The organism is Pseudomonas sp. AC532 (assembly GCF_979258965.1).
Genome location: NZ_OZ409888.1, coordinates 977,425 through 1,004,051, shown reverse-complemented (window position 1 = coordinate 1,004,051; position 26,627 = coordinate 977,425). Strand labels below are relative to the sequence as shown.

Annotated in this window: 19 protein-coding genes; 8 read left to right on the top strand and 11 right to left on the bottom strand. The window is 63.5% G+C overall.

All coding sequences use genetic code 11. The features are described 5' to 3' along the window. Window positions 1-73 precede the first annotated feature (73 nt). The 4 genes from ACZ0AV_RS04820 (at window position 74) to ACZ0AV_RS04805 (ending at window position 2,968) form a co-directional block, all read left to right on the top strand. Window positions 74-598 carry a GIY-YIG nuclease family protein gene (locus tag ACZ0AV_RS04820; protein WP_499149983.1) on the top strand — a complete coding sequence of 175 codons (525 nt, stop codon included), beginning with the start codon at window positions 74-76 and terminating at the stop codon, window positions 596-598. Between the two features lie 105 nt (window positions 599-703). Beyond that, window positions 704-1,603 (top strand): hypothetical protein, encoded by a 900-nt coding sequence (locus ACZ0AV_RS04815; RefSeq protein WP_499149982.1) that lies wholly within the window; start codon window positions 704-706, stop codon window positions 1,601-1,603. Window positions 1,604-1,692: 89 nt separating this feature from the next. Continuing rightward, window positions 1,693-2,178 carry a hypothetical protein gene (locus tag ACZ0AV_RS04810; RefSeq protein ID WP_499149981.1) on the top strand — a complete coding sequence of 162 codons (486 nt, stop codon included), beginning with the start codon at window positions 1,693-1,695 and terminating at the stop codon, window positions 2,176-2,178. 202 nt (window positions 2,179-2,380) lie between these two features. Then, window positions 2,381-2,968 carry a LysE family translocator gene (locus ACZ0AV_RS04805; RefSeq protein ID WP_499153296.1) on the top strand — a complete coding sequence of 196 codons (588 nt, stop codon included), beginning with the start codon at window positions 2,381-2,383 and terminating at the stop codon, window positions 2,966-2,968. A 535-nt stretch (window positions 2,969-3,503) separates the two neighbouring features. Here ACZ0AV_RS04805 and ACZ0AV_RS04800 read toward each other — a convergent pair. The 8 genes from ACZ0AV_RS04800 to ACZ0AV_RS04765 all read right to left on the bottom strand — a co-directional run bounded on the left by ACZ0AV_RS04800 (window position 3,504) and on the right by ACZ0AV_RS04765 (window position 13,220). Further along, on the bottom strand, window positions 3,504-4,325 hold the full coding sequence (locus tag ACZ0AV_RS04800; protein WP_499149980.1) for an AraC family transcriptional regulator: 822 nt from the start codon (window positions 4,323-4,325) through the stop codon (window positions 3,504-3,506). A gap of 13 nt (window positions 4,326-4,338) precedes the next feature. Then, entirely contained in the window at window positions 4,339-5,979 is a 1,641-nt protein-coding gene (locus tag ACZ0AV_RS04795; protein ID WP_499149979.1) for a BatD family protein, read from the bottom strand. Continuing rightward, on the bottom strand, window positions 5,976-7,730 hold the full coding sequence (locus ACZ0AV_RS04790; protein ID WP_499149978.1) for a VWA domain-containing protein: 1,755 nt from the start codon (window positions 7,728-7,730) through the stop codon (window positions 5,976-5,978). The genes ACZ0AV_RS04795 and ACZ0AV_RS04790 overlap by 4 nt, the downstream gene beginning before the upstream one ends. Beyond that, the gene (locus tag ACZ0AV_RS04785; RefSeq protein ID WP_499149977.1) at window positions 7,727-8,758 is read right to left on the bottom strand and encodes a vWA domain-containing protein; all 1,032 of its coding nucleotides are present in this window, start codon (window positions 8,756-8,758) and stop codon (window positions 7,727-7,729) included. Before ACZ0AV_RS04785 ends, ACZ0AV_RS04790 begins: the two co-directional genes overlap by 4 nt. Then, window positions 8,751-9,245, bottom strand: coding sequence for a DUF4381 domain-containing protein (locus tag ACZ0AV_RS04780; protein WP_499149976.1), 495 nt, complete (start codon window positions 9,243-9,245; stop codon window positions 8,751-8,753). The genes ACZ0AV_RS04785 and ACZ0AV_RS04780 overlap by 8 nt, the downstream gene beginning before the upstream one ends. Continuing rightward, window positions 9,242-10,195 (bottom strand): DUF58 domain-containing protein, encoded by a 954-nt coding sequence (locus tag ACZ0AV_RS04775; RefSeq protein ID WP_499149975.1) that lies wholly within the window; start codon window positions 10,193-10,195, stop codon window positions 9,242-9,244. Before ACZ0AV_RS04775 ends, ACZ0AV_RS04780 begins: the two co-directional genes overlap by 4 nt. Beyond that, complete coding sequence (locus ACZ0AV_RS04770) at window positions 10,195-11,154, bottom strand: AAA family ATPase (RefSeq protein ID WP_499149974.1); 960 nt, start codon at window positions 11,152-11,154, stop codon at window positions 10,195-10,197. The genes ACZ0AV_RS04775 and ACZ0AV_RS04770 overlap by 1 nt, the downstream gene beginning before the upstream one ends. A gap of 182 nt (window positions 11,155-11,336) precedes the next feature. Then, window positions 11,337-13,220, bottom strand: a complete 1,884-nt coding sequence (locus ACZ0AV_RS04765) for a methyl-accepting chemotaxis protein (RefSeq protein WP_499149973.1) — start codon at window positions 13,218-13,220, stop codon at window positions 11,337-11,339. Between the two features lie 282 nt (window positions 13,221-13,502). Here ACZ0AV_RS04765 and ACZ0AV_RS04760 point away from each other — a divergent pair, with 282 nt between their 5' ends. Beyond that, a complete protein-coding gene (locus ACZ0AV_RS04760; protein ID WP_499149972.1) occupies window positions 13,503-18,371 on the top strand; it encodes an NAD-glutamate dehydrogenase in 4,869 nt (1,622 codons plus the stop codon). A gap of 1,566 nt (window positions 18,372-19,937) precedes the next feature. Here ACZ0AV_RS04760 and ACZ0AV_RS04755 read toward each other — a convergent pair. After that, entirely contained in the window at window positions 19,938-20,930 is a 993-nt protein-coding gene (locus ACZ0AV_RS04755; protein WP_499153295.1) for an alpha/beta fold hydrolase, read from the bottom strand. 75 nt (window positions 20,931-21,005) lie between these two features. After that, the gene (locus tag ACZ0AV_RS04750; RefSeq protein ID WP_499149971.1) at window positions 21,006-21,896 is read right to left on the bottom strand and encodes a DUF6685 family protein; all 891 of its coding nucleotides are present in this window, start codon (window positions 21,894-21,896) and stop codon (window positions 21,006-21,008) included. Window positions 21,897-22,054: 158 nt separating this feature from the next. Between ACZ0AV_RS04750 and ACZ0AV_RS04745 the strand changes: the two genes are divergently transcribed. Together ACZ0AV_RS04745 and ACZ0AV_RS04740 are read left to right on the top strand one after the other, a co-directional pair. Further along, window positions 22,055-22,276 carry a DUF2835 domain-containing protein gene (locus tag ACZ0AV_RS04745; RefSeq protein ID WP_499149970.1) on the top strand — a complete coding sequence of 74 codons (222 nt, stop codon included), beginning with the start codon at window positions 22,055-22,057 and terminating at the stop codon, window positions 22,274-22,276. A gap of 205 nt (window positions 22,277-22,481) precedes the next feature. After that, a complete protein-coding gene (locus ACZ0AV_RS04740) occupies window positions 22,482-23,501 on the top strand; it encodes a quinone-dependent dihydroorotate dehydrogenase (RefSeq protein WP_499149969.1) in 1,020 nt (339 codons plus the stop codon). Between the two features lie 95 nt (window positions 23,502-23,596). Here ACZ0AV_RS04740 and rmf read toward each other — a convergent pair whose 3' ends face one another. Continuing rightward, window positions 23,597-23,812 carry a ribosome modulation factor gene (rmf, locus tag ACZ0AV_RS04735; protein WP_073268316.1) on the bottom strand — a complete coding sequence of 72 codons (216 nt, stop codon included), beginning with the start codon at window positions 23,810-23,812 and terminating at the stop codon, window positions 23,597-23,599. Between the two features lie 423 nt (window positions 23,813-24,235). On the opposite strand from rmf, the gene rlmKL reads away from it, so the two are divergent. Next, on the top strand, window positions 24,236-26,482 hold the full coding sequence (gene rlmKL, locus ACZ0AV_RS04730; protein WP_499149968.1) for a bifunctional 23S rRNA (guanine(2069)-N(7))-methyltransferase RlmK/23S rRNA (guanine(2445)-N(2))-methyltransferase RlmL: 2,247 nt from the start codon (window positions 24,236-24,238) through the stop codon (window positions 26,480-26,482). Window positions 26,483-26,627: the final 145 nt, after the last annotated feature.

Here is a 26,627-nt window from a genome sequence, read left to right as displayed (position 1 = left end):
AAATGATTCAAATCGTTCGCTTCGCTCACTGGGACGGGCTAAAGCCCGCCCCTTAACCAAACGTTAGATGCCTATGAATAATCGCAGCCACCCTCACTACGAATCAATAAACTTCACTGACCAGCACCATGCTGAAATAGCGGAGCTATTTGACTATTCAAATGCATCGGACGCAGAGGTAGAGCTAGCTATCGCGAAGTATAAAAAATATGTAGGCAATGATGAATCACCAAGGTATCTGTACCTAATACGCCAGCTAAGAACAAAATATTATAAAATCGGAATAACTAACGACCTAGAAAAACGACTATCTACGCTCCAAACGGGCTGCCCTTACCAGCTAAGGGTTGTGTTTTATGTAGAAGCCGACATGGACGATTATTTAGGCAAGGAAATTAAGTACATCGAAAGCTTTCTACATAAAAATTTTGAGCAGTACCGACATAGAGGTGAGTGGTTCAAGCTTGACTATAGCCATCTTTCTGGCATCGTGATGTTTTTAGATATAAACAGAGAACTCGCAGTAAGAATTTGCTCGAACAATGAGCTGTCTTATTACTTCAATAAGTTAAAAAGGCTAGGTAGCCTTGATGATTAGGCATCTAACAATGCGCTCAAACCTTTCGCTTCGCTCACTGGGACCGGCTAAAGCCGGCCCCTTAGCTTAATCGTTATGTGTATCCGTCTTAGCCAAGGAAGCCTTATGGACAACAGAATAAAATTTGCACTATATCTCAAGGACTGGCTTTTCCAAGGCGGAGATAAAGCTCAACTCAAGAAAAACTCTGAAAACATATTGATTGATGAGTACACCCCACAAATGAAGGGGTTTGTATTCTGTCCTGAGTGCTCCGCAAATCTTTTTCGTTCACCAGAAGACAAAGAGTTTTCCTCTAACGGAAGAGCAGCCTACTTTGCTCATAGTAGAGGCACAAAAACAGATTGCGGCCTTCGCACCAAGAGGGCAGAAGGTAAAAAATATCTGACAGAAGAAGATGCAAAACGCGCAATTCAAAATGAGGAGCTTGTCATTGTAGAAGGCTTTATAAAAGACAAGCCCATTGCGCCAAACAAGAGCCCTGCCGAATATGATGCTTCGCAAGTAGAAGAGATTGATGGGCCGACCGCCAATGTTCCAATAGGTCGGCACAAAGGGGAGGCTTTCAAGCTGCCGAGCAAATTCAAGACTATTCGCGGGATTTGTAATAAGTTCGATGAAAATATCAGCAGATACTTTTACATGCCAAACGGGCAGCATGCCATTCAGCTACAAGACCTGCTTAAAAACATTGAAACCGTAACAGAAGAAGATGAAATCCCTAGAATTTATTATGGGAGAATCATTCGATCAGCTAATGCAGGTAAAACGCCACAGAATATCCGCATGACCAAACTTAAGTACAAAAAATCCGACTATGCCGATTTCTACCTAAAACTGACCGATGAGAAACAGCAGGAAAAAGGAATCGATGACAACTCTATCGGAAGAGTTGTTCTGATGTATGGAAAAATAACAACAAGCGGAGCAGGTCTCTGCATAGAAAATATTGGGTGGGGTGAGTTTGCTCTTCTCCCACAAAAGTATGAACGCTTGCTGTATTAAACACATAACAACTGGTTCAAATCGCTCGCTCCGCTCGCTGGGACGGACTAAAGCCCGCCCCTTTACCAAACGTTAGGTGTCTTGCAAACATGGTCATTGACCTAATATCAAAGCCAATGCTCGGCTACTGGGATGTTTCTCCTTCAATATCGCAGTGTGAATACCAGTTTGGACAAAGACTTATCTACGTGCAGCATCCAAAAAATGAGCCCCCTAATCTATACCTTTCGAGAGCACAGGAGACCGTTGAGGCTGCGTGGAGCGATATCGATAATGCAGTTCTCTTTGCAGAGAAATTGTCACGGAATTTGCTTCCTAACTTTTGGAAAGTGCACGATAAAAGCAACAAGGCCGGCGCAAGATTTACCGTTTACTCAATTCACTATAACCTCGACACACCACAGCTCATCTATGTAATCGGAAAGAGTCACGATTTTGATTTTGAGTACACATCCTACGCCGAAGAAGATTTGTGGCAAGAATCACCAATAACCACAAACCTACCTGAGCCACCGGATAACTTCTGGATATCTATAAAGCGTATAAAAGAAAACCACTTTGAAGAAGCCACCTAAGGGAAAAAAGGAACAGATTTATTTATGGCGCTGTGCCATTTGTATAAAATAAATCTGTCCGCTTATTTAGAGATGATCGGTAAATGAAAAAACGCGGTTTGGCCGCGGTTTTTCATTTCAGAGCATGCAAATTTTCTTCAATACGCCCGCATTGGCGCTGCGTAACGTGCCTCACTCGATCAGCAGTGAGGTAGGCGTGATGATGAGTCTGTATCTGTCCATGGCGGCGTTCGCGCTGGCCGCTTCCATTTCGCCCGGGCCGGTTAATCTGGTGTCGCTGAGCGCCGGTGCTCGACATGGCCTGCGGGTGGCCATGGGGCATGTCGCGGGGGCGACCCTGGGCTTTACGCTGCTGCTGGTGCTGATCGGCCTGGGATTGCACCAGCTGATGGTATGGCTGCCCTGGCTGGCGACCGCGATCCAGTGGGCCGGGGTGGCGTTTCTGCTCTATCTGGCCTGGCGCTTGGCGGTCGATAGCGGCGCGTTGCACAGCGCTGAGGGCGGGGCGGGTGCGTCCTTCGCAGGCGGCGCGTTGATGCAGTGGCTCAACCCCAAGGCGTGGCTGGCGGCGATTGCCGGCACGGGCGCCTTTGCAGCCGATGGCGATGCGTGGCGGGTGGGGCAGTTCGCGGCGATCTATTGTGTGGTCTGTTATTTGTCGCTGGCCTGCTGGGCCTACGCCGGGACCTGTTTGCAGCCGTATCTGCAGGCGCCGCAGCGGGTGCGGGTTTTCAATAGGGTATTGGCGGGGTTGCTGGTGGCCAGTGCGGGGTACCTGCTGCTGGCATAAGCCCGTTAAACCTGTTCACGATCTTTATGCGCGTGACGCGGCAACTACAAGGCAGAAGCAGACGTAGGGTGGACGACGCTTGCCTGCGCGGCCCGATCCGTCCACCGCACTACCTATCGCAATGGTGGACAAAAAAAGCGTTGTCCACCCTACGGGCTGTGGGAGCGGGCCATACCCGCGAAAAATCACGGGCATGGCCCGTTCCCACAATGAATCACCGAACGTCTGCTCTCGCCACTTAGCTGGCAAAATCGACAAACCTGGGCTGAAAGATTCTGAACAGGTTCTTAGAGCACGGCGTACTCGCGAAGCAGTACGCCGTTGCGGTGGCGTCAGGCCCGGCATGAATTGGCGGACTGTTCGCTTCGCTCCTGAGTCCGCCCTACGCGCTGATGGCATAAGCCGATTAAAGCGCCGGAGAGCCGTAGCCCGCGGTTGAGCGTAGCGATACCGGGGCAGCCTCGCGAGTGACTCCTGGGTATCGCTACGCTCAACGCCAGGCTAAGGGGTTGGGCCAGGTGCGGCGTGGTTGTCGCTAGCGGCGGTATTGGCCGGGGGTGGCGGCGAGGAATTGCTTGAAGGTACGCTGGAAATGGGCCTGGTCGGCGAAGCCGGCTTCCAGGGCGACTTCGGCCAGGGGGGCGCCGCTCTTCAAGCGAGCATGGGCAAACTGGATGCGGCGGTTGAGCAGGTAGGCGTGGGGCGTCATGCCGTAGCGCTGCTTGAAGCCGCGAATCAGCTGTGACGGCGAGAGCCGCGCCGCTTCGCACAGCGTGTCCAGCGTGAGCGTTGCGCCGCAGTGCTGGTGTATCAGGCGAGCGGCCTGTTCCAGTTGCGGGTTGATGCTGTCGTCATGTCGCTGCAGCGTCAGCCGCTGCAGCGCCAGGCTGAAGCAGGTAGTCGCCTGGGTGGCCTTGTCAGCTGCCGCGCGGCTGGGGTCGAGGAGGGTGTCGCGCAACCGCAGCAGGCCCTGGTAGAGCTCGCCGTCTTCGCTGGCGATGCAGGCGAAGCGCTGGAAGGCGGGCGTATCGACCAGCCCCTGCGCCTGTTGCAAGCGACCCAGCCAATGCGGGTCGACATAGAGCATCAGGTATGACCAGGGCGCGCCGTCGATGGGATTGCAGGCGTGCACATCGCCCGGATTCATCAGCACCACGGTGCCCTGGCTGACGTGGCAATCCGTATCGCGATTGCTGTAGGTGCTCTGGCCGTGAGTGATCGCGCCGATGGAGAAGAACTCATGGCTGTGGCGGCCATAGCAGACCTGACGACCGTCCTCGATCGAACGCATCTCCAGAAAGGGCACGGCATCGTCACGCCAGAAGCTGGGGATGGAGGGGGCGAGCAGAGCGGTCATCAACCTGTCCTGTTCAGCGTGGATAAAGCGGCGGAAGCTGGGTGGCTTCCTGGCCGTTTTCCTGAGTTTTTTCGGCAGCCGGTAATTCACCAATGGCTTGCCACAGCTGGGCCCCTTGCCAATGCTGGCCGCTTTCGCTGTACAGCGCGCCGTTGAGGCCGTCGAGGGCTTCGGACAGCGGTGCGAAGCGGGCGGCCATGTCGGCCAGGGTTTCCGGTTGCTGGCGGGCCCAGGCGTCGAGTGCCTGGCGGGTGGCCTGGCTGTCGTTGGCCAGGCAGGCACGCTTGAGGTCATCGAGCAGGGTGCGCGGGCTGGGGCCGGCTTGCGCGGCGCGCTGGATGGCCGGCTGGCGACGCGCGTGCCACCACAGGCCGAAGCCCAGCAGCGTGGTCAGCGCCAGCAGCACGGTGCTGACTTGCCAGGGCCAGAGCAGGACGCTTTCCATGGGCTCGCTGCGCGGCCGCGGGTCCGCTGGCTGCTCCGCGTTCATCGCCGGGTCGGCCGCGACCTCCAGGCTGCGACCGGGCAGGGTGGTGCGTTCCAGGCGATCTTCATGAGTGTTCCACCACACCAGCTCGACCGCCGGCAGTTCCAGGGTGCCAGCCTTGCTGGCGACCAGCGCCTCGCGTTCCTCGCGGCTGCCGATCACGCCGCGTTCGCTGCTTTCGTTGTGCAGCTGCGGTTGGTCCGGGTAGCGGCGCAGGCCATCCACCGTGGTGGCCGGCAGTGGCGGCAACTGCGCGCTGGACAGGCCGTCGGCCTTGAGCATCAGGCTGCGGGTCAGCGAGTCGCCGACCTTGACCTGCTCAGGTTCCGGGGTCCAGGCCTCGGCCAGGCTCAGGGCGCGGGCCGGCAGCCAGGGCACGTCGGTGGGGTACTCGGCCGGCCTGGGTTTGACCGTCAGCGGTATTTGCGGTGATTTGACCCGCGTGACCCTGCCGGGACGCGGGCCGAACGGCAGGTAGTCGCTGTTGTTGGAACGGTCGACCAGGGTGGCGGTGAACACCTGGGCCGGGATCGTCAGTTGGCCGCTCTTCTGCGGAAAAATGGCGTAGCGCAGCTCGATCACCCCGTGGCGCACGCCACCGATGTCCTGCTCGTAGGTGCGTGGCTCGCCCAGTGACTCGACCCGCGCGTCGGCGATCTCCAGCGGCGTCAGGCTGCTGTCGTCGTACAGCGATACGGAATGATAGATGCGCAGGGTCAGCACGCTTTGCGCCTGCACGTACACGCTGTCGTGATCCAGGCTGGCGTCGATGAACACCGGCGCCATCTGCTCGCCCGCCTTCTGCGTGGTGGATTCCAGTACATGCAGGCTGATCGGCTGGCTTTGCAGGTCGCCGAGACGCAGCGGCGGCACCACCACATAGCCGCTATGGCGCGGGCGCAGGGTGACGAGCCAGCGCGTGGTGGCGCGGGCCTGACCATCCAGGGTGGTCAGGCGATTGACCTGGCGGGTACCGAGCACCTCGAACAGCTCGTCGAGCGGCGCCAGGTCCGGCTTGCCGAACTGGGTGGCGTCGCTCGACTCCAGGGCCAGCTCGACGCTTTCGCCGAGGTTCAGCCGGCTGCGGTCAACGCTGGCGATAAAGTCCTGCGCGCTGGCCTGGAATGTCAGCAGGCAGAAGAGCAGGGTGCAGAGCAGACGGGTCATCGTGGTTGTTCCTGACGCTGTTGCTGTTCGTACCAGAATTTGCGGCGCAGCAGCTCGCCCGGGTCATCGGGAATCTGCCGCAGCCATTGTTCGAGGGCCTGGCGGCGTTCGCTGTCGAGGGGCGCGTTCGCGTCCGAGGTGCCGGTGTCATCGACCGGCGAGGCGGGCGATTCACCGTTCTCGGCGTTCTCGGTGGGCTGCGCCTGCGAGCCGGGCGGCTCGTCCGCTGGCGGCTGATCCTGCGCGCTGGCGGACTGCCCCTGGCTGTCCTGGCGCTGCTCCGGCGTGGGCGCGGTGGACTGCCCGGGCTGCTGCTGTTCGGCGCGCTCGTCGCGGCTCTGCTCGTCAGGTTGATCCTTGGGCTGGGCCTGCTGTTGTTCGCGCTGGCGCAGCAGTTCTTCCACCAGTGCCTTGTTCTTCGTGGCCTGGAGCAGTTGCGGGTCGATTTCCAGGGCCCGTTCGTAGGCATCCACGGCAGCTTCCAGCTCGTTGCTGCGGGCCAGGGCATTGCCACGGTTGTACAGCGAGGCAGCGCTGTCGGTGAGCGCGAACTGCTCGGCCGCGGCTGCATAGTCACCGGCCTCGTACAGCGCCAGCCCCCGCCACTGCGGGTCCTCGAAGCGTTCGGCGGCTTCCTTTGGGCGCTGCGCCTCGAGCAGGCGCTGGCCCTGTTGATCGGCACGCAGCCAGAGGTCCTCGAAGCTGAACGCCATCGCCGATTGCGGCATGCCAAGCAACAGCAGCGGCAGGCACAACAGCCAGCCGCGACGCCCGGCACAGGCGGCCAGCAACAACAGGGGCAGCAGCAGCCAGTGGCCCTGATCGGCCCAGGTGCGCAATTGGGTCTTGTGGCCGTTGTCGCGCAGCTGTTGCGGCCCGTCGAGCAGGCCGAGGGTGCGCAGGTCGCGCTCGTCGAGGCTGATGCTGCGGTATTGGCCGCCGAGGCTCCGGGCGAACTGGCTCAGGCCCTGCGCATCCAGGCGCGGCATGAGGATGGCGCCTTGCTCGTCCCTCATGAAGGCGCCGTCCTCCTGGATGATGGGCGCGCCTTCACTGCTGCCGACGCCAAGGATACGCAGGCGCTCGCCGCGCCGGCCGAGCTGTGTGGCGATGGCGCTGCGTTCGCTGGCGTCGAGGCTACCGGTGATCAGCAACAGCCGGCCCTGGCCCTGGGCGCCGCCCTTGAGCAGTTCGAGTGCCTTGGCCACGGCCAGGTCGGCGCGCTTGCCCGGTTCCGGCATGATCGACGGTTGCAGCGCTTCGAGCAGGTTGCGGCTGGTGCCCAGGTCGTCCGAGAGTGGCACCACGGTGTGGGCGCTACCGGCGTAGACGACGATGGCGGTTTGCGCATCGCCGCGTGCCTGCAGCAAATCCAGCAACTTGCGGCGCGCCTGGGCCAGGCGATTGGGCGAGGCGTCGCTGGCCAGCATCTGGGGCGTCAGTTCGAGCATCACCACCAGCGGGTCGGCGGGCTTGAGGTCATTGTGCTCGACCCGTTGCCAGCTCGGCCCGAGCAGGGCGAGCACGGCCAGCAGCCAGGCCAGGCCAAGGGCGATCCACGGCAGGCGGCTGGCGCGGCCGTGGCCGCCGCTCAGCAATGCCGCATGGAAGGCGGCTGGCAACAGGCTCTGCCAGCGGCCGCTGCGTTTTTCCCGGTGCGTGAGCAGCCACAGCAGCCAGGCCATCAGGGGCAACAGCAACAGCCACCAGGGGCGCAGCAGGTGCGGCCACAGGCCGCTGAGCTCGTTCATGGTGCCTTGCGCCTCAACCGCTGCAGGGCGCTCAGGCGCTGCTGTCGTAGCTGGGGCCACAGGCTGCGCAGCACCAGCGCCAGGCTGAGCAACACGGCCGCGGCCAGTGGCCACACGTACAGCGCCTGGGCCGGGCGAGCCAGGGTCGGCTGTTGGGCCACGGGTTCGAGGCGGTCGAGCGTGGCTTCGATGGCTTGCAACTCGCCCTGGTCGCGGGCGCGGAAATAGTCGCCGCCGCTGAGTTCGGCGATGGCGCGCAGGGTCGGTTCGTCGAGGTCCAGGCTCGGGGTGACGCCGAACGCGGCGAAGTTGCCGCCTTGTTGCGGGTCGGCACCAATGCCGATGGTGTAGATGGTCACGCCTTCCTCGGCGGCCAGGCGCGCGGCGATCATCGGTTCGATTTCACCGCCGTTGTTGGCGCCGTCGGTGATCAGCACCAGTACCCGGCTGTTGGCTGGTCGCTGGCGCAGGCGTTTGACGGCCAGGCCAATGGCATCGCCGATCGCGGTGTTCTTGCCGGCGATGCCGATCACCGCTTCGTCGAGCCAGGTGCGCACGGTCTGCCGGTCGAAGGTCAGCGGCGCCTGCAGATAGGCCTGGCTGCCGAACAGGATCAGCCCGAGACGATCGCCGGTGCGGCCCTCGATGAAGTCCCCGATCAGGTGCTTGACCAGTGCCAGGCGGCTGACTTCTTCGTCTTCCCAATGCATGTCGGCGTAGCCCATGGACCCGGACACATCCACGGCAATCAGCAGGTCGCGACCGCTGGCGGGCAACGGCAGCGCATCGCCAACCCACTCCGGGCGCGCCGCGGCGGTGAGCAGCAACAGCCAGAGCAGGGCGAAGTGTAGTTGTTTCTTCCAGGGCGGCAGTTGCAGGCGAGCGCGACGCCCGGAGAGGTTTTCCAGCTCACCGAGGAAACTGACCTGCAGCGCGGCCTCGCCGCTGTCGGCCGGCGGCAGGCACAGGCGTAGCAGCCACGGCAGCGGTGCGAGCAGGAACAGCCACGGCCAGGCGAACTCAAACATGCTTGCGAATCCAGATGGCGACCGCGCCGTTGAGGCCTTCGATGGCCTTGTCGTCGAGGGTGCACTGCGGCTTGTAGGCGCCCTCGACCAGGATCATCCAGCGCGTGAGGCCCGCCGCCGGGCAGCGGTTGTCGAGAAATGCCAGCCAGGCGCGGCTGCTCAGGGTATGGCTGTGGCTGTCCGGGTAGCGTTCGCGGCACAGGCGCTTGAGCAGCCCGTTGATCTGCTGCAGCCAGGGCCCGGCCGGGGCGCCGTCGTAGGGTTTGCTCATGCGCTGCAATTCCTGCAGCGCGGCTTCGCGCAGCGGCTCCAGCGGCTGCTCGGCTGTCTGTCGGCGCCGCCGCCGGGGCAGCCGCTTGAGCAGCCGGAAGGTGGCCCACAAAAGGGCTGGCAACAGCAGCGCGAGCAGCCACCAGCCCGGCGCCGGCGGCCACCAGCCGATGGCTGCGGGGGCGATCAGGGGGTCGAGCTGCTCCAACGGGTTCATGCCGATTTCCCGGGGCGCAGGTTGTTCAGGTGTTCGCGCAACTGGTCGACCAGCTCGTGGGCGGTGCTCAGCGACAGCAGTGGTACGCCGAGTTTTTGCGCCAGTCGCTGCCAGCGTGCCTGGCGCGCCTGGGCCTGGGCGGCGTAGCGGTGTTGCAGCTCGGCATCCTCGGTGTCGACGTCCAACTGCGCGTCACCGTCGGCGAAACGCAGCAGGCCGGAAGCGGGCAGGGCATGGTCCAGCGGGTCGGAGACGGGCAGCAGCAGCAGGTCGGTGTGGCGGGCGAGCAGGATCAACTGCTGCTCGCTGCTTTCGCTGAGCGTGCGTTCGTCGCACAGGATCACCACCAGGCTGCCAGGGCGCAGCACTTCGCGGGCGCGGCGCAGCGCCTGGCCGAAACCGTCGCGGTTCAGCGGCATTTCGGCGGACAGCGCCTGGTTGGCGCGGGCCAGCCGGCTGAGCAGTTGCAGAAGGCTCTGTTTGCTGCGCCGCGGCTTGATCTCGTGGTGCTCCGCGCCGCCAAACACCAGGCCGCCGATGCGGTCGTTATGGCCCAGCGCCGCCCAGCCGATCAGGCCGGCGGCGCGGGCGGCGAGCACCGACTTGAACATCAGCGCAGAGCCGAAGAACAGCTGACGACTCTGCTCCACGAGGATGTAGATCGGCCGTTCGCGCTCTTCATGGAACAGCTTGGTGTGCGGCTCCTGGGTACGCGCGGTGACGCGCCAGTCGATGGTGCGCACGTCGTCGCCGGGCTGGTAGACGCGCACCTGGTCGAAATCCACACCGCGGCCGCGCAGCTTCGAATGGTGCAGGCCGATCAGCGGGCTGCGCTGGCCAGGCGTGGAAAACAACTGCACCTCGCGCACGCGATGACGCATGTCGATGAGTTGATGGAGATCGGTACGGATGCCCGCCTGCAGCTCAGGGTTATCCGCCTGGGCGTGCATCAGGCCACCGCAACCACGTCGAGGATGCGCTGGATCACCCGGTCCTGGTCGACCCCCGAGGCTTCCGCCTCGAACGACAGGATGATGCGGTGGCGCAGCACGTCGAACAGCACCGCCTGGATGTCTTCCGGGCTGACGAAGTCGCGCCCGGCCAGCCAGGCGTGGGCGCGCGCGCAACGATCCAGGGCGATCGAGCCGCGCGGGCTGGAGCCGTGGGCAATCCATTCGGCAAGTTCGGCGTCGAACTTGCCGGGCGTGCGCGAGGCCATCACCAGCTGCACCAGGTATTCTTCCACCGCATCGGCCATGTACAGGCCGAGGATTTCCTTGCGGGCGGCGAAGATGGCCTGCTGGCTGAGGCGATGATCCGGCTTGGTTTCACCGTGCAGCGCTTCGCCACGGGCCTGGGCGAGGATCTTGCGTTCCACGCTGGCGTCGGGAAAGCCCATCTTCACGTGCATCAGGAAACGGTCGAGCTGGGCCTCGGGCAGGGGATAGGTGCCTTCCTGCTCGATGGGGTTCTGGGTGGCCATCACCAGAAACAGCGGCGACAAGTCGTAGGTGCTGCGGCCGACCGACACCTGGCGCTCGGCCATGGCTTCTAGCAGCGCCGACTGCACCTTGGCCGGTGCCCGGTTGATCTCGTCGGCCAGCACCAGATTATGGAAGATCGGCCCCTGCTGGAACACGAAACTGCCGGTTTCCGGGCGATAGATCTCGGTACCGGTGATATCGGCGGGCAATAGGTCCGGCGTGAACTGGATGCGGTGGAACTCGGCTTCGATACCCTCGGCCAGCTCTTTGATCGCTTTGGTCTTGGCCAGGCCGGGCGCACCTTCGACCAGCATGTGGCCGTCGGCAAGCAGGGCGATCAGCAGCCGATCGATGAGCTTCTCCTGGCCGAGGATCTGGCTGGCCAGGAAGTGGCGAAGGGCGAGCAGCGCGTCTCTGTGTTCCATAGGTTTTCCAGGATGGAAATCGCGAGCGACGACCCCGCTCGTGAGGGCCGTCCATGATAATCGAAGCCAGGGGTATTAAGCCACGCAGGCCACGACCCACTTCGCAGATCGGACGGCTGCGACGCTGCAAGCGTGGGCTGGTTCGCAGCGCTGGCTGCGGGCGTGGCAGCGGCCCATGACGGTCAGGCGATGCGGAACTGATTGGCGCTGTGGTTGAGAACCTCGACCTGGTGCGACAGACCCTGGGTGTGTTCGTCCAGGCTCAGGCGCAAGGTCTTGGTCTTGCCGGTGTGCAGGTTGATGTCCTCGACCTTGCTGGCGATCTCTTCCGTGCTGCCAGACACCTGTTCGATGGCGACCACCACCTGGCTCATCTGCCCATTGAGTTGCTCCATGGCGTTGGTGATGCCTGCGATGGCGCCGGCCACTTCACCGGAGCTGCGTTGGCCCGCTTCGGCGAGGCTCAGGCCGCTGGTCATCAGTTGATCCATTTGTTGGGTCTGCTGCCTGAGCTCATTGACGATCGCGGCGATGTCGGTGGTCGCCGACATGGTTTTCTGTGCCAGCGAGCGAACTTCGTCAGCCACCACCGAGAAGCCACGCCCGGCCTCGCCAGCCCGTGCAGCCTCGATGGCGGCATTGAGCGCCAGCAGGTTGGTCTGGTCGGCCAGACCGTTGATCACGCCGATGATGCTGGTGACCTTGCCGCTGGACAGGGTGAGCGCGCTGACCTGGGCATGGGTGTTCTGAATCAGCTGCGCCAGCTGGTTCATGCTCTCGGCGCTGGCACTGATCACCTGACCGCCGTTGCGCGCCGCATCGTAGGCGCTGTGGGTGGCGTTACCGACCGCTGCAGTGCGTTGGGCCATGTCGCTGAGCGTGGCGCTGATCTGCTGCGAAGCCGCGGCAGCCTGTTCGGTCTGCATTTCTACCTGGGTGCTGTTGTCGCCGAGCTGGCGCATGGCGTCATCGAGGTGCCCGTGCAGGCGGTTGAGCTCGCGGTTGGCGTCCATCACCTGAGCGACGATGCGGCCGATATCGCGAATCATGCTGTTCGCCGCGCCAGCCAACTGGTTGAACTCGTCCTTGGTGTTGCTGCCGACCGGCAGGGTGCGGGTCAGGTCGCCCGACGCCACCTGGCTCAGCAGTTGGGTAACGTTTTCCAGGCGCCTGACCAGTGTCCGGGATGCCTGCAACAGGGTCAGGGAGAGCAGGGCAGCGACTGCTGCGAAGCTCAGCCCCATCAGCCAGAGCGACGACAGCCGCGCCTGTTTGGCGGCCTCGGCGCGCTGTAGCAGCAGCCCGTTTTGCAGGTCGTGCCGTTGCGCGTCGATGCGCGCCTGCAGTTGCTCGCCGAGTTCGCTCAGTTGGGCGTTGGTGGCGTTGAGCTGCTCGACGCTGTTCTGGGTTTCGAGGAAGGTCTGCTGGAATACCTGCACGGTCTTGCCCACCGGCGTGTCCCGCCATTCGAGCTCGTCGATCTGCGCCTGCAGTTTCTTGATCGCGGTGAGGGTCATTTCGGCGAACACCGGGTCAGAGGTGGCCAGGTAGTCACGCTGGCTGCTCAGGGCGCTGGTGACGGCCGCCTTGATCATGTCGAAGCTGATGGCCTCCAGCGCCTTGCTCTTCTCGCTGAGCGCCTTGCGCTGCCCCTCGAATGGAGTGAGGCCGAGCGTCTGGTTGAGGCTCAGCAGGCGTCGCTGTTGCGCCACCTCCTGTTGCAACACGGCCTGGATTTGCCGGGCGTGCTCCAGCGTGCCGGCGTCGCCGAGTGTCTGTGCCTGCCTCGGCAGATCGTCGACCAGGGCCTGCAGCTCATCCAGGCCCGCGGCAAAGGCCGCCTGGTTGTCAGGCGTGAGTTGCTGGCGCTGCGCGTTGCTGCGCCACCATTGATTCATCAACGTGGTGCTGGCGTTGACGTAGGCGGCGGCGTCTTCTCGCGCGGCCAGCGAAGAATTGAGGCGCTGGCTGGCCCAGAACGAGGCGGCGGTGAGCAGCGCCAGGCTGGTCAGGGTGATGAGGATCAGCAGACGAAACTTCTGCTTCCACGAGAGGAAGAAGGGCATGGGGGCAGTCCGGTTGGCTTTATTTTTATTGACGCCAGACTTTAGGCGTTGTGCCACTACAGTGCAAGCAGTTGTATGACGTCTGCTGAGCCGTGACGGCGGTGAACGAAAATGTCGCCGCACCGCAAGCGCCCGCTACGCTTGCATCGTTAAGCTCGCGCAACGCCGGTGACCGGGCGTCGTTGTGCAGGCCGGGTTAGCGTTTGGAGGCAGCCGGTCTAAGGTTGAACTACGCATGGAAACACGAATCGCAGATACCAAGTCCATAGACGGAGCATAAACATGGCGTTCTTCACCGCGGCCAGCAAAGCCGACTTTCAGCACCAACTGCAAGCGGCCCTGGCGCAGCATGTCAGTGAGCAGGACCTACCACGAGTGGCCCTGTTCGCTGAACAGTTCTTCGGCATCATCGCGCTCGAGGAGCTGACGCAACGGCGCCTCTCCGACCTGGTCGGCTGCACGCTTTCCGCCTGGCGTCTGCTGGCCAGCTTCGACCCGGCCCAGCCGCAGGTTCGCGTGTTCAACCCCGATTATGAAAAGCATGGCTGGCAAAGCACGCACACCGGTATCGAGGTGCTGCACCCGGACATTCCGTTTCTCGTCGATTCCGTGCGTATCGAACTCAAGCGTCGCGGCTACAGCATTCACACCCTGCAGAACAGCGTACTGAGCGTACGTCGCGATGCCTCCGGTGCGCTGATCGACCTGCTGCCCAAGGGCAGCGCCGGCGAGGGCGTGAGCCACGAATCGCTGATGTTTCTGGAGATCAACCGCTGCGCCAGCAACACCGAGATCAAGTCGCTGCACAAGACCCTGCTCGACGTGCTCGAAGAAGTTCGCCTGAGCGTCGCCGACTTCCAGCCCATGAAGGCAAAGGCCCAGGAACTGCTGACCAAGCTGGGCGACGGCTCGTTTGGCCGCGGCCAGACCGAGGCAGCCGAACTGGACGAGATCAAGGTGTTTCTCGACTGGCTGCAGGATGACCATTTCACCTTCCTCGGCTACGAGGAGTTTACCGTTCATGACGATGCCGATGGCGGCTACCTGCAGTACGACGAGGCGTCTCTGCTCGGCCTCTCCAAGCGCCTGCGCAGCGGCCTGAGCAAGGAAGACCTGCACATCGAGCCCTACGCGCTGGCCTACCTGCGCGAGCCCAGCCTGCTGTCGTTCGCCAAGGCCGCGCAGCCGAGCCGCGTACACCGGCCGGCCTATCCGGATTTCGTCTCCATCCGGGAAATCGACGGCAATGGCAAGGTGGTCAAGGAATGCCGGTTCCTCGGCATCTACACCTCGACGTCCTACAGCGAAAGCGTGCGAGAGATACCCTACATCCGCCGCAAGGTCGCCGAGGTGGAGCAGCGCTCGGGGTTCATTTCCCAGGGGCACCTGAGCAAGGAACTGGTCAAGGTTCTGGAGGTGCTGCCGCGCGACGACCTGTTCCAGACCCCGGTGGACGAGCTGGCCAGCACTGCGCTGTCGATCGTGCAGATTCAGGAACGCAACAAGGTGCGCCTGTTCCTGCGCTTCGACCCCTACGGGCGTTTCGTCTACGCCCTGGCATACGTGCCGCGTGACATCTATTCCACCGAAACACGCCTGCGCATCCAGCAGGTACTGGTCGACCGCCTGCAGGCCAGCGATTGCGAATTCTGGACCTACTTCTCCGAGTCGGTGCTGGCGCGCGTGCAGTTCATTCTGCGTGTCGACCCGAAGAACAAGCTGAGCATCGATCCGCAGCAACTCGAACGCGAAGTCATTCAGGCGTGCCGGTCGTGGACCGACGATTACGCCGCCCTGGTCGTCGAGAATTTCGGCGAGGCCAAGGGCACCCGCGTGCTGACCGACTTCCCCAAGCATTTCCCGGCTGGTTACCGCGAGCGCTTCCCGGCGCACTCCGCAGTGGTCGACATGCAGCACCTGCGCAGCATCTCCGACGAGCGCCCGCTGGTGATGAGCTTCTACCAGCCGCTGATTCCCGGTGAGCGCCAGTTGCGCTGCAAGCTGTACCAGGCCGACGAGCCATTGGCGCTGTCCGATGTGCTGCCGATCCTGGAAAACCTCGGCCTGCGCGTACTCGGCGAGTTCCCCTATCGCCTGCAGCACCAGAATGGCCGTGAATTCTGGATTCACGATTTCGCCTTTACCTATGGTGAAGGGCTCAAGCTGGACATCCAGCAGCTCAACGACACGCTGCAGGATGCCTTCGTGCACATCGTGCGTGGCGACGCCGAGAACGATGCCTTCAACCGCCTGGTGCTGACTGCCGGCCTGCCATGGCGCGACGTGGCGCTGCTGCGCGCCTATGCCCGTTACCTGAAGCAGATCCGCCTGGGCTTCGACCTGGGCTACATCGCCAACACGCTGCTCAACCACGCCGATATCGCCCGCGAGCTGGTACGCCTGTTCAAGACGCGCTTCTACCTGGCACGCAAGCTCAGCGCCGACGACCTGCATGACAAGCAGAACAAGCTGGAACAGGCGATTCTCGGCGCTCTCGACAACGTTGCGGTGCTCAACGAAGACCGCATCCTGCGGCGCTATCTGGACCTGATCAAGGCCACCCTGCGCACCAACTTCTATCAGCCGGATGCCCAGGGCGAGGCGAAGCACTACTTCAGCTTCAAGTTCAACCCGAGCGCCATCCCGGAATTGCCGCGTCCGGTGCCGAAGTTCGAAATCTTCGTCTACTCGCCGCGGGTCGAAGGCGTGCACCTGCGCTTCGGCAATGTTGCGCGCGGTGGCCTGCGCTGGTCCGACCGGGAAGAGGACTTCCGTACCGAAGTGCTCGGGCTGGTAAAGGCCCAGCAGGTCAAGAACGCGGTGATCGTGCCGGTTGGCGCCAAGGGCGGTTTCGTGCCGCGCCGTCTGCCGGTGGGTGGCGGTCGTGACGAAATTCAGGCCGAAGCCATCGCCTGCTATCGCATCTTCATCAGCGGCCTGCTGGACATCACCGACAACCTGAAAGAAGGCGAGGTGGCGCCACCGGCCAACGTGGTTCGCCACGACGCCGATGATCCCTATCTGGTGGTTGCCGCCGACAAGGGCACCGCGACCTTCTCCGACATCGCCAACGGCATTGCCGAGGAATATGGCTTCTGGCTGGGCGACGCGTTCGCCTCCGGCGGCTCGGCCGGTTACGACCACAAGGGCATGGGCATCACTGCCAAGGGCGGCTGGGTTTCCGTGCAGCGGCACTTCCGCGAGCGCGGCATCGACGTGCAGAAAGACCTAACCACCGTCATCGGTATCGGCGACATGGCCGGCGACGTGTTCGGCAACGGCCTGCTGCTGTCCGAGTCGCTGCAGATGGTCGCTGCATTCAACCACCTGCATATCTTCATTGACCCGAACCCGGATGCGGCGCGCAGCTTCGTCGAGCGCAAGCGCCTGTTCGACCTGCCGCGCTCCAGCTGGGCCGATTACGACACCTCGCTGATTTCCCAGGGCGGCGGCATCTTCCTGCGCAGCGCCAAGAGCATTCCCATCAGCCCGGAAATGAAGGCCCGCTTCGACATCCAGGCCGACAAGCTGGCGCCAACAGAGCTGCTCAACGCGCTGCTCAAGGCGCCGGTGGACCTGATCTGGAACGGCGGCATCGGCACCTACGTGAAATCCAGCCGCGAAAGCCACGCCGACGTTGGCGACAAGGCCAACGACCTGCTGCGTGTCGACGGTCGTGAATTGCGCGCCAAGGTGGTGGGCGAGGGCGGCAACCTGGGCATGACCCAGCTGGGCCGCGTCGAGTTCGGCCTCAACGGCGGCGCCAGCAACACCGACTTCATCGACAACGCCGGCGGGGTGGACTGCTCCGACCATGAGGTGAACATCAAGATCCTGCTCAACGAGATCGTTACCGCAGGCGACATGACCGGCAAGCAGCGCAACACGCTGCTCGCCGAGATGACCGAGGATGTCGGCAACCTGGTGCTCGGCAACAACTACAAGCAGACCCAGGCACTGTCGCTCGCCGAGCGCCGGGCGCGCGAGCGCCAGGGTGAATACAAGCGGCTGATGGCCGCCATGGAAGCGAGCGGCAAGCTCGACCGTGCCCTGGAGTTCCTGCCGACCGAGGAAGAGCTCAACGAGCGCGCCACCAAGGGCCAGGGGCTGACCCGTCCGGAGCTCTCGGTATTGATTTCCTACAGCAAGATCGAGCTGCAGGAGTCGCTGATCAAGTCCGACATCGCCGATGACGATTACCTGGCCCGCGAGATGGAGACCGCGTTCCCGCCGCGCCTGGCGCAGCAGTACGGCGAGGCCATGCGGCGTCACCGTCTCAAGCGCGAAATCGTCAGCACGCAGATCGCCAACGATCTGGTCAACCACATGGGTATCACCTTCGTGCAGCGTCTGAAGGAGGCTACCGGCGTGGGCTCGGCACAGGTGGCGGCCGCCTACGTGGTGGTACGTGACGTGTTCCACCTGCCGTTCTGGTGGCGGCAGATCGAGGCACTGGACAACCAGGTGCCGGCCGACCTGCAGTTGACCATGATGGACGAGCTGATGCGTCTGGGCCGGCGGGCTACCCGCTGGTACCTGCGCAGCCGCCGCAACGACCTGGACGCGGCACGTGACGTGGCCCACCTCGGCCCGCGGGTCAAGGCGCTGGCCATGCGTCTCGACGAACTGCTGGAAGGCCCTGCCCGCGATGAGTGGATGGCGCGCTACCAGACCTACGTAGAGGCCGGTGTGCCGGAGCTGTTGTCGCGCGTGGTGGCGGGCACTGGCCACCTCTACACCCTGCTGCCGATCATCGAGTCGGCGGACCTCACCGGTCGCGAGCCCACCGAAGTGGCGTCGGCCTACTTTGCCGTTGCCGATGCGCTGGACCTGTCGTGGTACCTGCAGCAGATCAGCAGCCTGAGCGTGGAAAGCAACTGGCAGGCCCTGGCCCGCGAGGCGTTCCGTGACGACCTGGATGCCCAGCAGCGGGCCATCACGGTGTCCGTGCTGCAACTGCCGGGCGGTCCGGAGTCCATCGAGGAGCGGGTCGAGGCCTGGCTGGAGCAGAACCGTCGTCTGGTCGAGCGCTGGAAGGCCATGCTTGCAGAACTGCGTTCGGCCACGGGGAGCGACTACGCGATGTATGCCGTCGCCAACCGCGAGCTGAGCGACCTGGCGCAGAGCCAGTTGCCGGTGTTGCCAAGCTGATGGGCTGAGCACCTGCAGGTCACGAAAACGCCCCGACTGGTTCAGGGCGTTTTTTTGGGCGGTAGGAACAGGCGGCCAATGGCGGCCATGCCGCGAGCCTGCAGGCTGGCTGCGATCGTTCGCGCCGAGGTCGACGCGCCTACGCGAGAGGCGTGCCCGCAGGTTGCGAGATGGGCGCGCTTTTGTAGGAGCCGCGACCCCGCGGCGATTGGCGGGCATGCCGCGAGCCTGCAGGCTGGCCGCGATCGTTCGCGCCGAGGTCGACGCGCCTACGCGAGAGGCGTGCCCGCAGGTTGCGAGATGGGCGCGCTTTTTGTAGGAGCCGCGACCCCGCGGCGAATGGCGGCCATGCCGCGATCCTGCAGGCTGGCTGCGATCGTTCGCGCCGAGGTCGACGCTCCTACGCGAGAGGCGTGCCCGCAGGTTGCGAGATGGGCGCGCTTTTTGTAGGAGCCGCGACCCCGCAGCGAATGGCGGCCATGCCGCCAGCCTGCAGGCTGGCCGCGATCGTTCGCGCCGAGGTCGACGCTCCTACGCGAGAGGCGTGCCCGCAGGTTGCGAGATGGGCGCGCTTTTGTAGGAGCCGCGACCCCACGGCGAATGGCGGCCATGCCGCGAGCCTGCAGGCTGGCCGCGATCGTTCGCGCCGAGGTCGACGCGCCTACGCGAGAGAGGCGTGCCCGCAGGTTGCGAGATGGGCGCGCTTTTTGTAGGAGCCGCGACCCCGCGGCGAATGGCGGCCATGCCGCGAGCCTGCAGGCTGGCCGCAATCGTTCGCGCCGAGGTCGACGCGCCTACGCGAGAGGCGTGCCCGCAGGTTGCGAGATGGGCGCGCTTTTGTAGGAGCCGCGACCCCGCGGCTAATGGCGGCCATGCCGCGAGCCTGCAGGCTGGCTGCGATCGTTCGCGCCGAGGTCGACGCTCCTACGCGAGAGGCGTGCCCGCAGGTTGCGAGATGGGCGCGCTTTTGTAGGAGCCGCGACCCCGCGGCGAATGGCGGCCATGCCGCGAGCCTGCGGGCTGGCTGCGATCGTTCGCGCCTAGGTCGACGCGCCTACGCGAGAGGCGTGCCCGCAGGTTGCGAGATGGGCGCGCTTTTGTAGGAGCCGCGACCCCGCGGCGAATGGCGGGCATGCCGCGAGCCTGCAGGCTGGCCGCGATCGTTCGCGCCGAGGTCGACGCTCCTACGCGAGAGGCGTGCCCGCAGGTTGCGAGATGGGCGCGCTTTTGTAGGAGCCGCGACCCCGCGGTGAATGGCGGGCATGCCGCGAGCCTGCGGGCTGGCTGCGATCGTTCGCGCCGAGGTCGACGCGCCTACGCGAGAGGCGTGCCCGCAGGTTGCGAGATGGGCGCGCTTTTGTAGGAGCCGCGACCCCGCGGCGAATGGCGGCCATGCCGCGAGCCTGCAGGCTGGCCGCGATCGTTCGCGCCGAGGTCGACGCGCCTACGCGAGAGAGGCGTGCCCGCAGGTTGCGAGATGGGCGCGCTTTTGTAGGAGCCGCGACCCCGCGGCGAATGGCGGGCGTGCCGCGGGCTGGCTGGTTCAAGCAGCGACGCTAACGGACCTTACGACTTGGGCTGCAAGCCTTCGAGCAGGGCCTTGTGGAAGCGCTCGGGTTCCTGGATCTGTGGCGAGTGGCCGAGGTCCGGGAAGGTCACCAGGGTGGCATCGGGGATGCGCTTGGCGGTTGCCGGACCCAACGCCTTGTAATTGCCGAGTTTGCTGCGCAGGGCTTCGGGCGCTGCATCCTTGCCGATAGCCGTGTTGTCCTGTTCACCGATCAACAGCAGCACCGGCATCTTCAGGTCCTTGAACTCGTAGACCACCGGCTGCGTGTAGACCATGTCGTAAGTCAGCGCCGAATTCCAGGCGACGATTTCCTTGCCTTCGCCCTTGAACATGCCGGCCTGCATGTCGACCCAGCGGTCGAACTCGGCTCGCCATTGGCCGGCGTAATAGGTGTTCTTCTGGTAGTTGCGGCTGGCTTCGGCGGTGGTTTTCAGTTCTCGCTGGTACCACTGGTCGACGCTCAGGTAAGGAACGCCCAGGGTTTTCCAGTCTTCCAGGCCGATAGGATTGACCATTGCCAACTGCTCGACCTGCTGCGGGTAGAGCAGGGCATAGCGGGTGGCGAGCATGCCGCCCATGGAATGGCCCATGACCGTCACCTTGTCGATGTCGAGCTGTTCCAGCAGCGCGTGGGTGTTGCGTGCCAGTTGCTGGAAACTGTACTGATAGTGACTCGGCTTGCTGGATTTGCAGAAGCCCACCTGGTCGGGCACCACCACCCGGTAGCCGGCCTGGGTCAGCGCATCGATGCTGCCTTCCCAGGTTGCGCCGCAGAAGTTCTTGCCGTGCATCAGTAGCACCGTGCGGCCATTGGCCTTTTTCGGCTGCACATCCATATAGGCCATCTGCAACGAGGCGCCCTGGGAATCGAAGGTGAAGCGTTTGATCTCGTGAGGGTAATCGAAACCCTGCAGTTCAGGGCCATAGCTAGGGGTTTCGGCGGCCAGCGCTGGCAGGCTGCCAGCGATCAGCAGTGTGGCGAGGGCAATGCGCACGACGATGCTCCAGATCAGAGGGGGAACAAAGACTGACAAAGATGCCGCCCAGGCATTGCCGTCAAATCTTTACAAAACCTGTCTGGATGGCACTTGTGCGCCGAGGGTGCGGATGTAATCGAGCATATCCGGTGCGCCGGCCTGGCACAGCCCTTCGCCCAACGCGCAGGCCTGAGGGGACTGCTTGGGTAGCAGCAGGAATTCAGGCGAGCCCGGTGTGCGCAGCAGGCTAAGGCGCGCATACGGCACGTCATGCTCCATCAGCAGTTGCATGAAGCTGGCGTCGCTCCACGCTTCGCTGGGCATCGCCAGGGCATGATAGTGCTGCTCCAGCTCGCGCAGACCGGTAGCGCTGACCCGGTAGTGGGTGATGTCGGCGGGCAGGCTGATCTCCAGGCCACGCAGCCGCGCATAAGCCACCGCGCTGGCAAAAGCCTCGGGGTGCCGGTCTCCGTTCCAGAACAGCCGTTCGCCACGCCATTGTGCCTGGTAGAGGTCGAGACGCTGGTCCGGGAAGCCGGGCAGTGCGCGGCTCAGGGTTTTGACGAAGTCTCGGTAGCTGATGATGCGAATCTGCCGACAGGCCTGGCTTGCCGCATAGTCCTCGAAACTGGCCGGCCGTTCGTCGCAGTGAACCAGGCTGTCGACCTGGCGCAGGTCAAGCCTGTCGAGCTGGCGATGGTCGACCTCGATCAGCCGGGTCAACGCCGCATGAGCCTCGGCCTTGTCTTCCTGGACCGGACCGGACAGGGCGCCACGTGGCAGTTCCTTGAGGCGTTGCAACGGTGGGCCGCCGAGCCAGGCGATGTTGTCCGTGAAGCTCGGGATTGCCGTGAACGGCAAGCGCAACTGGCTGGCTCGCTCGAAGATCGGCCTGCAGCCACGGCCGAGCAAACCCACGCGCTGGGCCAGTGCGGCCAGGCGGGAGGTCAGCGGGCTGGGATGTTCAGGCAGGCTCATGGCAACTCACGGACGTCGGTGTGCCTGCGGCAGTTTGGCAGAGCGCGCCGCGACTTGCACGGCCTGCATCCACCCGATCGGCACCGCGTTGCAGTGACCACGGGCCTGATTGGCAGCGCTGTGGCAAAATCCGCCGATTCATTTGCAAGGGAGCCTCCATGCCCAGTCTGGTTCTGGATATCGCGTTGTCGGCAGAGCGCCTGCGGGTAGTCTATCAGGGACGGGCAAACCGCATTCAGGCCCTCAGTCGCGATGGCCGGCGCGTGAGCATTCCGGCTCATCATTTTCGGCCGTTTCTGACCCATGAGGGAATCTATGGTTCCTTCGAGCTGCAATTCAACGCCGAAGGCGAGTTGCTGAGCCTGCGGCGCCTGCCCTGAAGCGCTGCCCGGGCGTGTCGGCCAGGCGGCCGCGAGCACGCGCACGACTCCAAGGGAGCGTGCCGGCGCTGCGCTTGTTTGCCTGGCGTTAGCTGCCATGGCCGCACCTGCGAGCGGGTAGCTGGCGCTAAGCCTCGCTAGCCGGGCGCCTGGGCGGCTATAATTCGCGCCTTTCGAATTCGCCACTGACGAGCTGAGCCTGCCCATGTACAACCTGGCCCGCGAGCTGCTGTTCAAATTGTCCCCGGAAACCTCTCACGAGCTGTCCATCGACCTGATCGGCGCAGCCGGGCGCCTGGGCCTGGCCGCACGGCTGAGCAAGGCGCCGAGCAGCCTGCCAGTGACGGTGATGGGTCTGCAGTTCCCCAACCCGGTTGGCCTGGCCGCCGGTCTGGACAAGAACGGCGACGCCATCGACGGGTTCGCAGGGCTCGGTTTCGGTTTCGTCGAGATCGGCACCGTGACGCCGCGTCCGCAGCCCGGCAACCCCAAACCGAGGTTGTTCCGCCTGCCGGAAGCCGAGGCGATCATCAATCGCATGGGCTTCAACAACCATGGCGTCGACCACCTGTTGGCCCGGGTGCAGGCTGCCCGGTTTCGTGGCGTGCTGGGCATCAACATCGGCAAGAACGCCGATACCCCGGTAGAGCGGGCAGTGGACGATTACCTGATCTGCCTCGACAAGGTGTATGCCCACGCCAGCTACGTGACGGTCAACGTCAGCTCGCCCAACACCCCTGGGCTGCGCAGCCTGCAGTTCGGCGATTCGCTCAAGCAACTGCTCGACGCCCTGCACGTGCGGCAGAACCAGTTGACCATGAGCCATGGCCGTCGGGTGCCGCTGGCGATCAAGATCGCCCCGGACATGACCGACGAGGAAACCGTACAGGTTGCCGCCGCGCTGCTGGAAACCGGTATGGACGCGGTGATCGCCACCAACACCACGCTGAGCCGCGAGGGCGTCGAGAACCTGGCGTTTGCCAACGAGGCGGGCGGCCTGTCGGGTGCCCCGGTGCGCGACAAGAGCACGCATACCGTGCAGGTGTTGGCGGCTGAACTGGCCGGGCGGCTGCCGATCATCGCAGCCGGCGGTATCACCGAAGGGCGTCATGCGGCGCAGAAGATCGCGGCGGGTGCGAGCCTGGTGCAGATCTATTCTGGCTTCATCTACAAGGGCCCGGCGTTGATTCGCGAGGCCGTGGATGCCATCGCCGCGGCGCGCTGACGGGAGGATGCAAAAAGGGCTCCCCGTAGGGAGCCCCTGGGCTTGCGCCCGCCGCTCGGATGGAACGGCCTGGTTAAGTCGGTAGGTCCTTGGCTTTAGCCGACAGCGCGAAGTTCGTTAAGTCGATGGATTCCGGCGGTGCCGGTCAAACCGTCCCAGTTGTCGCCGCGGCCTTCACGCCAGCCATTGAGCCAGGCCTGACGCACGGACGGAAGAGTGAAAGGACAAAGCTCGCGGGATTTACCACTAATGCCGTACTGATAGCCGCGCAGAAAAGCTTTTTCTAACGGATCACGCTTAAGTCTTCTCATAGGGTGTTGCCCTCACTTGTTGACTGTTATGTCCCGTAGACCTCTGGGAGGTCAGGCAGAAGGATCTGCCGTGGAGTCCGCTGCCGGCGTCGCGAGCCTCCTGTGCCAGCGTCGTTGCGACGTTGGCCTGGGTAGATTTCTAACGAATGCTGGACGCCCTGTGAATGATCGATTTGTCATAAGGGCGTAACGCTTTTGCGGGTGAGGCCATAAGCTTGCCGTAATTATCAGGCGGCTCGGCGTGAAGGCCCCACCAACCGGGGCTTTGCGCGGTACTTGTGCGATCACGCCGATGGAAATGGCTATCGATTACACCTGCTATTTATTCCGACGAAGGGTCGATTTGCGACGTTTTGTCACTTATTTTGGTTGTGCCCGGTGGCGGCGCCCAACCCATTACTGCCTATCGGCACTGGATTGATGATGTCTGACGATAACGAACTCTTCCTCACGTGCCCCAAGGGGCTCGAAGGCTTGCTGCTCGAAGAGGCCAAGGCACTGGGCCTGGAACAGGCCCGCGAGCACACCTCGGCGATTCGTGGCGTGGCCAGCATGGAAACGGCCTATCGCCTGTGCCTGTGGTCACGCCTGGCCAACCGCGTGCTGCTGGTACTGGCGCGGTTTCCGGTGCGTGATGCCGAGACCCTTTACGAGGGCGTGCTCAATGTCGACTGGTTCGAGCACCTGGAGCCGACTGGCAGCCTGGCGGTTGAATTCAGTGGCAACGGCTCGGGCATCGATAACACGCATTTCGGCGCACTCAAGGTCAAGGACGCCATTGTCGACAAATTGCGCCAGGCCGACGGCACGCGTCCTTCGGTAGACAAGCTCAACCCCGATCTGCGTGTGCACCTGCGCCTGGACCGTGGCGAGGCTATCCTCTCGCTGGACCTGTCCGGCCACAGCCTGCACCAGCGTGGTTACCGCCTGCAGCAGGGCGCCGCGCCGCTGAAGGAAAACCTCGCCGCTGCCGTGCTGATTCGCGCCGGCTGGCCGCGCATCGCCGCCGAGGGCGGCGCGCTGGCCGACCCGATGTGCGGCGTGGGTACCTTCCTGGTCGAGGCGGCGATGATCGCGGCCGATATCGCACCGAACCTGACGCGCGAGCAGTGGGGCTTCAGCCACTGGCTCGGTCATGTGCCGGCGACCTGGAGCCGCCTGCGTGCCGAGGCCGAGGAGCGCGCTGCTGCAGGCCTGGCCAGGCCGCCGCTGTGGATCCGCGGCTATGAAGCGGACCCGCGCTTGATCCAGCCCGCGCGCAACAACATCGACCGCGCCGGGCTGAGCGACTGGATCAAGGTCTACCAGGGCGAAGTGGCGACCTTCGAACCGCGCCCGGACCAGAACCAGAAAGGCCTGGTGATCAGCAACCCGCCTTACGGCGAGCGCCTGGGCGACGAAGCGAGCCTGCTGTACCTTTATCAGAACCTGGGCGAGCGCCTGCGTCAGGCCTGCATGGGCTGGGAGGCCGCGGTGTTCACCGGCGCACCCGATCTGGGCAAGCGCATGGGCATTCGCAGCCACAAGCAGTACGCTTTCTGGAACGGCGCCTTGCCCTGCAAGCTGTTGCTGATCAAGGTGCAACCCGAACAGTTCGTCACCGGCGAGCGGCGCACACCGGAGCAGCGTGAACGCGAGCGCGAGCAGAGTGAACTGCAGGCCGAAGCGCCGCAGCTCAATCGCAACGGTAATCCGATCAAGCCGGCTCCGGCGCCTGTCGAGCAGGCCCGCCTGAGCGAAGGCGGGCAGATGTTCGCCAACCGCCTGCAGAAGAACCTCAAGCAGTTGGGCAAGTGGGCGCGCCGTGAGGGTGTCGATTGCTACCGGCTGTACGATGCCGACATGCCCGAGTACGCCCTGGCCGTGGACCTTTACCACGACTGGGTGCACGTGCAGGAATACGCGGCGCCGCGCTCCATCGACCCGGAAAAGGCCCAGGCCCGGCTGTTCGACGCGCTGGCGGCGATTCCCCAGGCGCTGGGTATCGACAAGAGCAAAGTGGTGATCAAGCGGCGCGAGCGGCAGAGCGGTACCAAGCAGTACGAGCGGCAGGCGGCGCAAGGTCAGTTCATGGAAGTGAAGGAGGGTGGCATCAAGCTGCTGGTCAACCTCACCGACTACCTGGATACCGGGCTGTTCCTCGATCACCGCCCCCTGCGCCTGCGCATCCAGAAGGAAGCTGCGGGCAAGCGCTTCCTCAACCTGTTCTGCTACACCGCGACGGCCAGCGTGCACGCGGCCAAGGGCGGTGCGCGCAGCACTACCAGTGTCGACCTGTCGAAAACCTACCTGGACTGGGCACGGCGCAATCTCTCGCTCAACGGCTTCTCCGACAAGAATCGGCTGGAGCAGGGCGACGTGATGAGCTGGCTGGCAGATGACCGTGGCGAATACGAGCTGATCTTCATCGATCCGCCCACCTTCTCCAACTCCAAGCGCATGGAGGGCGTGTTCGACGTGCAGCGTGACCATGTGCAACTGCTGGACCTTGCCATGGCGCGTCTGGCACCCGGTGGCGTGCTGTACTTCTCCAACAATTTCCGCAAGTTCGTGCTCGATGAGCAATTGCCGGCGCGTTATCAGGTGGAAGAAATCACCGCTTCGACCCTGGATCCGGATTTTGCGCGCAACGCCAAGATCCACCGTGCCTGGAAATTGATGGCCAGGTAATTACGCAAGGCGACTGGTCTCGATCCGGGTATCGCGCTGCGATACCCGGACGTGGCTGCTGATACCGTAATTGTGGCTCCAGCCGATCGACAGGCCCGGTGATGATTGCGATCACCGGGGCGACACGTGACGCGTCGTGCTGGCT

Coding starts and splice junctions, on each gene's coding strand:
- ACZ0AV_RS04815 (WP_499149982.1), top strand. CDS start 704: ATGGACAACAGAATAAAATTTGCACTATATCTCAAGGACTGGCTTTTC.
- rmf (WP_073268316.1), bottom strand. CDS start 23,812: ATGAGAAGACTTAAGCGTGATCCGTTAGAAAAAGCTTTTCTGCGCGGC.
- ACZ0AV_RS04805 (WP_499153296.1), top strand. CDS start 2,381: ATGAGTCTGTATCTGTCCATGGCGGCGTTCGCGCTGGCCGCTTCCATT.
- ACZ0AV_RS04750 (WP_499149971.1), bottom strand. CDS start 21,896: ATGAGCCTGCCTGAACATCCCAGCCCGCTGACCTCCCGCCTGGCCGCA.
- ACZ0AV_RS04740 (WP_499149969.1), top strand. CDS start 22,482: ATGTACAACCTGGCCCGCGAGCTGCTGTTCAAATTGTCCCCGGAAACC.
- rlmKL (WP_499149968.1), top strand. CDS start 24,236: ATGTCTGACGATAACGAACTCTTCCTCACGTGCCCCAAGGGGCTCGAA.
- ACZ0AV_RS04800 (WP_499149980.1), bottom strand. CDS start 4,325: ATGACCGCTCTGCTCGCCCCCTCCATCCCCAGCTTCTGGCGTGACGAT.
- ACZ0AV_RS04765 (WP_499149973.1), bottom strand. CDS start 13,220: ATGCCCTTCTTCCTCTCGTGGAAGCAGAAGTTTCGTCTGCTGATCCTC.
- ACZ0AV_RS04795 (WP_499149979.1), bottom strand. CDS start 5,979: ATGACCCGTCTGCTCTGCACCCTGCTCTTCTGCCTGCTGACATTCCAG.
- ACZ0AV_RS04785 (WP_499149977.1), bottom strand. CDS start 8,758: ATGTTTGAGTTCGCCTGGCCGTGGCTGTTCCTGCTCGCACCGCTGCCG.
- ACZ0AV_RS04745 (WP_499149970.1), top strand. CDS start 22,055: ATGCCCAGTCTGGTTCTGGATATCGCGTTGTCGGCAGAGCGCCTGCGG.
- ACZ0AV_RS04790 (WP_499149978.1), bottom strand. CDS start 7,730: ATGAACGAGCTCAGCGGCCTGTGGCCGCACCTGCTGCGCCCCTGGTGG.
- ACZ0AV_RS04775 (WP_499149975.1), bottom strand. CDS start 10,195: ATGCACGCCCAGGCGGATAACCCTGAGCTGCAGGCGGGCATCCGTACC.
- ACZ0AV_RS04760 (WP_499149972.1), top strand. CDS start 13,503: ATGGCGTTCTTCACCGCGGCCAGCAAAGCCGACTTTCAGCACCAACTG.
- ACZ0AV_RS04780 (WP_499149976.1), bottom strand. CDS start 9,245: ATGAACCCGTTGGAGCAGCTCGACCCCCTGATCGCCCCCGCAGCCATC.
- ACZ0AV_RS04810 (WP_499149981.1), top strand. CDS start 1,693: ATGGTCATTGACCTAATATCAAAGCCAATGCTCGGCTACTGGGATGTT.
- ACZ0AV_RS04770 (WP_499149974.1), bottom strand. CDS start 11,154: ATGGAACACAGAGACGCGCTGCTCGCCCTTCGCCACTTCCTGGCCAGC.
- ACZ0AV_RS04820 (WP_499149983.1), top strand. CDS start 74: ATGAATAATCGCAGCCACCCTCACTACGAATCAATAAACTTCACTGAC.